This is a genomic window from Streptomyces sp. NPDC054847 (assembly GCF_053610925.1).
In genome coordinates, this window is the sequence record NZ_JBSGZJ010000400.1 from 1 (window position 1) to 6533 (window position 6533).

Below are 6533 nucleotides of genomic sequence, written 5' to 3' on the forward strand. Positions count from 1 at the left end.
CGCCGCGCGTCGCGGCCGCCGCCGCACTGCGGCGCGACCTCGACGCCCGGCGGCAGCCAAGCCCCCGGTTCTCCGTCGAGCACCAGGATCCGCCGGCGGGCGGGGGTGGCGAGGACCGCGTCGAGGGTGTCCCGCAGCGCGGCCTCGGCGAGCGCGGCGGCCTCCTTCGGGGTGTAGGCGGGAGTGAGCCGCGTCTTGACCCGGCCGGGCACCGGCGCTTTCGCGATCACCAGCAGCGTCCCGTTCATCGCGTGCCGCCGTTCACTGGGGAACGCGGCGGTTCCGCCAGGACCGCGCTCATGTCCCGTACGGCGTGCCAGGTGCCCCGCCAGGTGCCCGTCACCTTCGACTTCCCCGCCCTCGGCAGGTAGGGGACGTCGACCTCCGTCACCCGCAGGCCCGTGTCGCATGCGCGGACCACCATCTGGAGGGGGTAGCCGCTGCGGCGGTCGGTCAGATCGAGGGCCAGCAGGTCGGCGCGGCGCCCGGCCCGCAGGGGGCCGAGGTCGCGCAGCCGCAAGCCGGTGCGCCGGCGCAGCATGCGGGACAGAGCGGCGTTGCCGGCCCGGGCGTGCGCAGGCCACACCCCCCGCTCCCGCGGTCGCCGCCGCCCCAGCACCAGGTCCGAGTCGCCGTCCGCGATCCGCCGGACGAACCCGGTCAGCAGTCCCGGGTCGAGCGACGCGTCGCAGTCGCAGAAGCACACGTACTCGGCCTCCGCCGCCCACAGCCCCGCATGGCAGGCGGAACCGAAGCCGCGCCGGGGCTCGTGGACGACGAGGGCGCCGAGCGCGCGGGCGATCTCGGCGGAGCCGTCCGTCGAGCCGTTGTCGACGACGATCGCCCGCCAGCCGGCCGGGATGCGGGACAACACCCAGGGGAGTGCCTCCGCCTCGTCGAGACAGGGCAGGACGACGTCGGCGGTCAGCATGCCGCCCCCGGTCCGTCCGCGGCGAATTCGGCCATGCCTTCGTCGAAGCCGACGCGGGGTTTCCAGCCCAGTTCGGTGCGCAGCCGTGCCGAGTCGGCGGTGATGTGCCGCACGTCGCCGAGTCGGAACTCGCCGGTGACGACCGGCTCCGGCCCGCCGTGCGCGGCGGCCAGCGCGGCCGCCGTCTCGCCGACGGTGTGCGGGGTGCCGCTGCCGGTGTTGTACGCGGTGAGAACTCCCGGCTGCCGCCCGTGGACCGCCTCCAGGGCGACGGCGTTCGCCTCGGCCACGTCCCGTACATGGACGAAGTCCCTGCGCTGTCCGCCGTCCTCGAAGACCCGGGGCGGCTCGCCGCGTTCGAGTGCCGACCGGAAGAAGGCGGCGACGCCCGCGTAGGGGGTGTCGCGCGGCATTCCGGGGCCGTACACGTTGTGGTAGCGCAGGGCGACGGCGCGTCCGCCCGTCGATCTGGCCCAGGCCGCCGCCAGGTGTTCCTGCGTCAGCTTCGTCGTGGCGTACACGTTCCGCGGGTCGACCGGCGCGTCCTCGTCGACGAGACCGGGGACGAGCGGGTCGCCGCAGGCGGGGCACAGCGGCTCGAACCGGCCGGCCTCGAGGTCGGCCGCGGCGCGCGGACCGGGTCGGACCCGGCCGTGCCGGGCGCAGTCGTAGCGGCCCTCGCCGTAGACGACCATCGACCCGGCGAGCACCAGGTCGGCGACGCCCGCCTCCGCCATCGCCGCGAGCAGCACGGCCGTGCCGTGGTCGTTGCAGCTGACGTAGTCGGGTGCGTCGGAGAAGTCGCTGCCGAGGCCGACCATCGCCGCCTGGTGGCAGACGGCGTCCACGCCGCGCAGTGCGTCGGCCACCGCCACCGGGTCCCGCACGTCCGCGTGGATCCACGCGCCGCCGGGCGGCAGGGGCGGCCGGGGGCGGGCCGCGGAACGGGAGACGGGGAGCAGGGCGTCGAGGACCACCGGGTCATGGCCCCGCGCGGTGAGCGCCGTGACGATGTGCGAGCCGATGAAGCCCGCGCCGCCTGTGACTAGTACACGCATGCTGCGACGCTACGGCGGGCGGAGCCGCGGATCGCCGGTCCGCGCCGTGCCGTCACAGGTACGTAAGGAGTGCGCTGCTCCGGTCGGGTGCCCCGCTCCGCCTTACGGGGCAGTCAGGTAAGCCAGCCCCGGGTGCGCGGCCCGGTAGCCGTCGAGGAGGCGGCGGGCCACGCCCACCGAGTCGACCAGCGGATGCAGCGCGAAGGCCTTCACCGCGCCCGCCCGCGAACCGCTCTCCGCCGCGGCGAGCACCTCGCGTTCGACCGCCTTGACCGCGGTGACGAGCCCGACCGCGTGGTACGGCAGAGGGTCGACGCTCACCGGATGGGCGCCGCCGGCGTCGACCAGGCAGGGGACCTCGATGACGGCGTCGGCGTCCAGCACGGAAAGGGTGCCGCGGTTGCGGACGTTGAGGATCAGCGTGGTGCGCTCGTCGCGGGCGACGGCCCGCATCAGGGCGAGCGCCACCTTCTCGTAGCCACCGGACTCCAGGTCGTCCTCGTCGCGTTCGCCGACGCCCGCCGCGTCCCGGTTGGCGGCCATGTATGTGGCCTCCCGCTCGGCGAGCGTACGGCGCCAGGCCGTCAGGGCCGGTGTGTCGGGGCGCCGCATCTCCGCATAGAAGCGGCCCTGTTGGCGGCCGAGGAACGCGCCCCGGGTCTGTTCGGCCTCCGTGTAGGCGCGCACCGTCTCGCGGTTGAAGTAGTAGTAGTGCAGGTATTCGTTGGGCACGGCCCCCAGCGACCGCAGCCACTCCGGCCCGAAGAGCCTGCCCTCCTCGAAGGAGGACAGCGCGTCGTCGTCGGCGAGGAGCTGCGGCAGTCGGTCGCGTCCGCCGACGCGCAGGCCGCGCAGCCAGCCGAGGTGGTTGAGGCCCACATAGTCGATCCATGCGCTCGCGGGGTCGGCGCCCAGCACCTTGGCCACCCGCCTGCCGAGTCCCACCGGCGAGTCGCAGATGCCGATGACCCGGTCGCCGAGGACATGGCTCATCGCCTCGGTGACCAGGCCGGCCGGGTTGGTGAAGTTGATGACCCACGCGTCGGGGGCGAGCGCGGCGATCCGGCGTGCGATGCCCACGGCCACGGGCACGGTGCGCAGCCCGTAGGCGATGCCGCCCGCGCCGACGGTCTCCTGGCCGAGCACGCCTTCGCGGAGGGCGACCCGCTCGTCCTCCGCCCGGCCCTCCAGCCCGCCGACCCGGATGGCGGAGAAGACGAAGTCGGCGCCGCGCACGGCCTCGTCGAGGTCCAGGGTCACGACGACCTCGGGCGCGTCCGGGTGCCCGTCCGCCTGCTCGGCGAGCACCCGGGACACCGCGTCCAGCCGGCCGCCGTCCACGTCGTGCAGGGTGACGCGGGTGACCCGCCCCTCCCCTTGATCGCCGAGCAGTGCCCCGTACACCAGAGGGACCCGGAATCCGCCGCCGCCGAGAATGGTGAGCTTCATGCCCGTACGCTACTCGGCGGCCGCGGGCGGGCCGGTCCTACGGGGTGGCGGCGTCGGAGACCGGACGCCTCCACACCGAGGGCGGAGGCGTCAGCCGAGGTCGAACGCGTTGGGCAGGCCGAGCCGGTGGCGCGTGCGGTCGTGCCGTTTGAAGGGCGCCATCTCCGGGGCACGGAACAGCGGTGTGATCGTGCAGCGCGGCGCGGTGGAGCCGGCGTTGTCCAGCAGGGCGTTGACGGCTGCGCGGGCGGAGGCGTTCGCGCCCTCCATGGTCGCGAGGTCGATGTCGACCGAGACGTAGTCCCCGGCGAGGAAGAAGTTCGGGATGCGGGTCGCGGCCTGCGGGCGGTTGTGGAAGGTCCCCACCGGGTGGATGAGGAGTTCGTCGTCGTTGGTGGGGTGCGGGGTGCCCAGGCCGTCGACGCCGGGGTCGAGGAACCAGGAGTGCAGGGCGCTGTCCTTGAGGACCACCTTGCCGGTGTCGTTCAGCGCCGCCTTCAGCTGCGCCCACACCTCTTTGGCGACCTCCGTGCGGGTGCACTGCTTCGCGGTCCTGCCGTACAGGATGCCGGGCCGGTCCCATTCGGAGACGTCCACCGACAGGCAGTCCACGGCCACGCCGTCGCCGTAGTCGGCCGGGAAGTCGCGGCCGGGCCAGTGCGCGGCCTGTTGGATCGCGGTCAGCGCCCAGGGCGAGTCGATGCAGTTGAGGTGGCCGTGGAGCAGCGGGGCGCGCTCGGTCAGATAGAACTGGATGCCGGTCATCCAGTCGGTCCGCAGCTTGTCGCAGCGCGCGAGCTGCGGGTCGGCGGCGCGCAGCGCGGGTCCCCAGGTGCGCCGGGCGTGTTCCACCGGCATCGCGGAGATGTAGTGGTCGGCGGTCACCGACTCGCGCCCGCCCCGCGGGTTCTCGATCACGGCCCCTGTGACCCGTCCGGCGGCGTACGTCACCTCGCGTACGGTCCAGCCGACCTTGAACTCCACGCCCAAGGACCGAAGATGGGTCACCCACGGGTCGATCCAGGCCTCGTTGGTGGGGGCGTCGAGGATGCGGTCCAGCGGGCCGTCGGCCCCGCGGCCCAGCGCGTTGAGGACGAACGCCTCGAGCAGGGTGGCGACGGTACGGGTACTGGCCTCCTCGGCCTTGGTCGCGACGATGTTGCGGGTGAGCCCGACGGCGAGGATGCGCCGGTAGTCGTAACTCATCTCCTCCGCCCTGATGAACTCCCACCAGGGTGTGGCCTCCCAGGTCCGGTCGCGGCGCTCGTCGCAGCTGGTGAGGAAGACGAGCATGCGGTTCACGAAGTACGCGGTCTCGTGGAAGGGGATGCCGAGGGCCGTGTCCAGCATCGCGGTCAGGGCGCGGCGGATGTCGTCGAGGGTGAGGCCGGGCGGCCGGTGGCCGGGCCAGGGGAGCGGGATGCGCAGGTCCTCGCGGCCGGTGCGGCTGAACGACATCTCGGCCGGTGCGACCAGGTTGTCCCGGACGCCGCCCGGCTTCCCCGGGAAGGGGATGCGGCGCATGGTGTCGGGCAGGTTGTGATAGATCCCGGGGATGAAGCGGAAGCCGTGCTCCGCGGGCAGGGGTCTGCGGCCGCCCCTGGCGCTGTCGGGCACGTCCATGCTGCGGGCCTTGCCGCCGAGCGCCCGGCGCTCGTAGACGGTGACCCGTAACCCGCGCTCGGCGAGTTCATGAGCCGCTGTCAGCCCGGCGACGCCGCCGCCGAGGACGGCGACGGAGAGGGCCGGCGCGGCGGCGGCCGCGGTCCCGGAGGCCGTGGCGGTCGCTAATGCCGCGGTGCCGCCCACGGCTGCGGCGCCCGCCATGAACGTGCGTCGTGAGGTAGGCCGTGCGGTACGCCGTGACGTGCCGGAACGATCCATCCGAAGCCCCTTACCGACGGTAACTTTCGCGTCCGGCGCTGGAGCATACGGAGGTCCCCCACGACTCGGAAGCCACGCGTGCGCCGCCATTGCTCAATGGCTGGAAAATGAAGCCATGGCCCGACGAACCAAACGCACCAGAAGCACCACGCCTCCCACCCTCACCGCCGAGTCGCCCTGCCCCTGCGGGCTGCCCGCCCCGTACGGGGAGTGCTGCGGCCGGTTCCACAGCGGGGACGAGTCCGCGCCCACGGCAGAGCTGCTGATGCGCTCGCGCTACAGCGCCTTCGTCGCCCATGACGCGGCGTACCTGCTGCGCACCTGGCACTCGTCGACCAGGCCCCGGCACCTCGAGCTGGACCCGGGCATGCAGTGGACCTCACTCGAGATCGTCGCCACCACGGACGGCAGCGCCTTCCACTCGAGAGGCACCGTGACCTTCCGCGCCCGCTACCGCCACCGCGGCAACCGGGGCGAGCTGCACGAGCACAGCAACTTCGAGCGTGAGAACGGCGCTTGGGTGTACGTCGACGGCACCTTCATCGACTGAGGACGCGGGCGGTCAGCGCCGCCGGCGCGGCATGACCGTGAGCCGCGGGTCGTACGCGGCCAGCACCTTGTTGGCCCGCGCGAGTGTGGCGAGCGCGTGCTCCCGGTCCGCCCGGTCCTCCGCGCACAGCGGCCCGCGGAACAGGCTCACCTCGCGCGCCGCGCACTCGGCGTCGATCTCCGCCTGGAGGATGTGGACCGGCATGCAGGACCCGATCAGCGCCGCGACGCGGTCGGGGATCGGCACCGGGACGAGGGGGGAGGCGGTCACGTGAAGTCCTTCTTTACCGTACGGGTCGCCCCGTGATCTCTCGTTACGCGGGAGTGAGTCGACCGCGTCCCGGCGGCGCTGCTCAGGGAGGACGAAGGACGCCGTACGAGAGGCGCGCACCGCACCCTTCGCCCGGCCGTCCGCCCCCGGCGGCACCGCCGACATACCTTACGCGAACGCCGCCGAAGCACCCGAATCGACGGCCTTGTGGCGCAAAAAGGACGCCGGCGGCCGGAATCGGGGCCTCGGCGGCCGAATGCGCAGCTCAAGTGGGTGGAACGGCGAGCGGGTTGATCACTGCGGTGCCGCGGCGGGCCTCTCGCGTCACTCTGCCGCCACGTTCCGGCCACGGCCGGAACAGGGCCCCGAGGTCCGGGCCGTGTTCCAACAG

At 73.4% G+C, this 6533-nt stretch carries 6 protein-coding genes and 1 pseudogene; 1 reads left to right on the forward strand and 6 read right to left on the reverse strand.

The annotated features are described in order from the left end of the window. The 5 genes and pseudogenes from ACWGH4_RS28395 to ACWGH4_RS28415 all read right to left on the reverse strand — a co-directional run. Positions 1-248, reverse strand: a pseudogene (locus ACWGH4_RS28395) (glycosyltransferase); the annotation flags it as partial. Next, on the reverse strand, positions 245-931 hold the full coding sequence (locus ACWGH4_RS28400) for a glycosyltransferase family 2 protein (RefSeq protein ID WP_453465952.1): 687 nt from the start codon (positions 929-931) through the stop codon (positions 245-247). The gene ACWGH4_RS28400 and the pseudogene ACWGH4_RS28395, both read right to left, overlap by 4 nt. Next, positions 925-1989 carry an NAD-dependent epimerase/dehydratase family protein gene (locus ACWGH4_RS28405; RefSeq protein ID WP_453465954.1) on the reverse strand — a complete coding sequence of 355 codons (1065 nt, stop codon included), beginning with the start codon at positions 1987-1989 and terminating at the stop codon, positions 925-927. The genes ACWGH4_RS28400 and ACWGH4_RS28405 overlap by 7 nt, the downstream gene beginning before the upstream one ends. Positions 1990-2091: 102 nt before the next feature. Beyond that, positions 2092-3438 carry a 6-phospho-beta-glucosidase gene (locus ACWGH4_RS28410; RefSeq protein ID WP_453465956.1) on the reverse strand — a complete coding sequence of 449 codons (1347 nt, stop codon included), beginning with the start codon at positions 3436-3438 and terminating at the stop codon, positions 2092-2094. Between the two features lie 90 nt (positions 3439-3528). Then, a complete protein-coding gene (locus ACWGH4_RS28415) occupies positions 3529-5265 on the reverse strand; it encodes a hydroxysqualene dehydroxylase (RefSeq protein ID WP_453465958.1) in 1737 nt (578 codons plus the stop codon). Positions 5266-5437: 172 nt separating this feature from the next. On the opposite strand from ACWGH4_RS28415, the gene ACWGH4_RS28420 reads away from it, so the two are divergent. Then, positions 5438-5872 (forward strand): YchJ family protein, encoded by a 435-nt coding sequence (locus ACWGH4_RS28420; protein ID WP_453465960.1) that lies wholly within the window; start codon positions 5438-5440, stop codon positions 5870-5872. A 12-nt stretch (positions 5873-5884) separates the two neighbouring features. Here ACWGH4_RS28420 and ACWGH4_RS28425 read toward each other — a convergent pair whose 3' ends face one another. Then, entirely contained in the window at positions 5885-6142 is a 258-nt protein-coding gene (locus ACWGH4_RS28425; protein ID WP_441261864.1) for a hypothetical protein, read from the reverse strand. Positions 6143-6533: the final 391 nt, after the last annotated feature.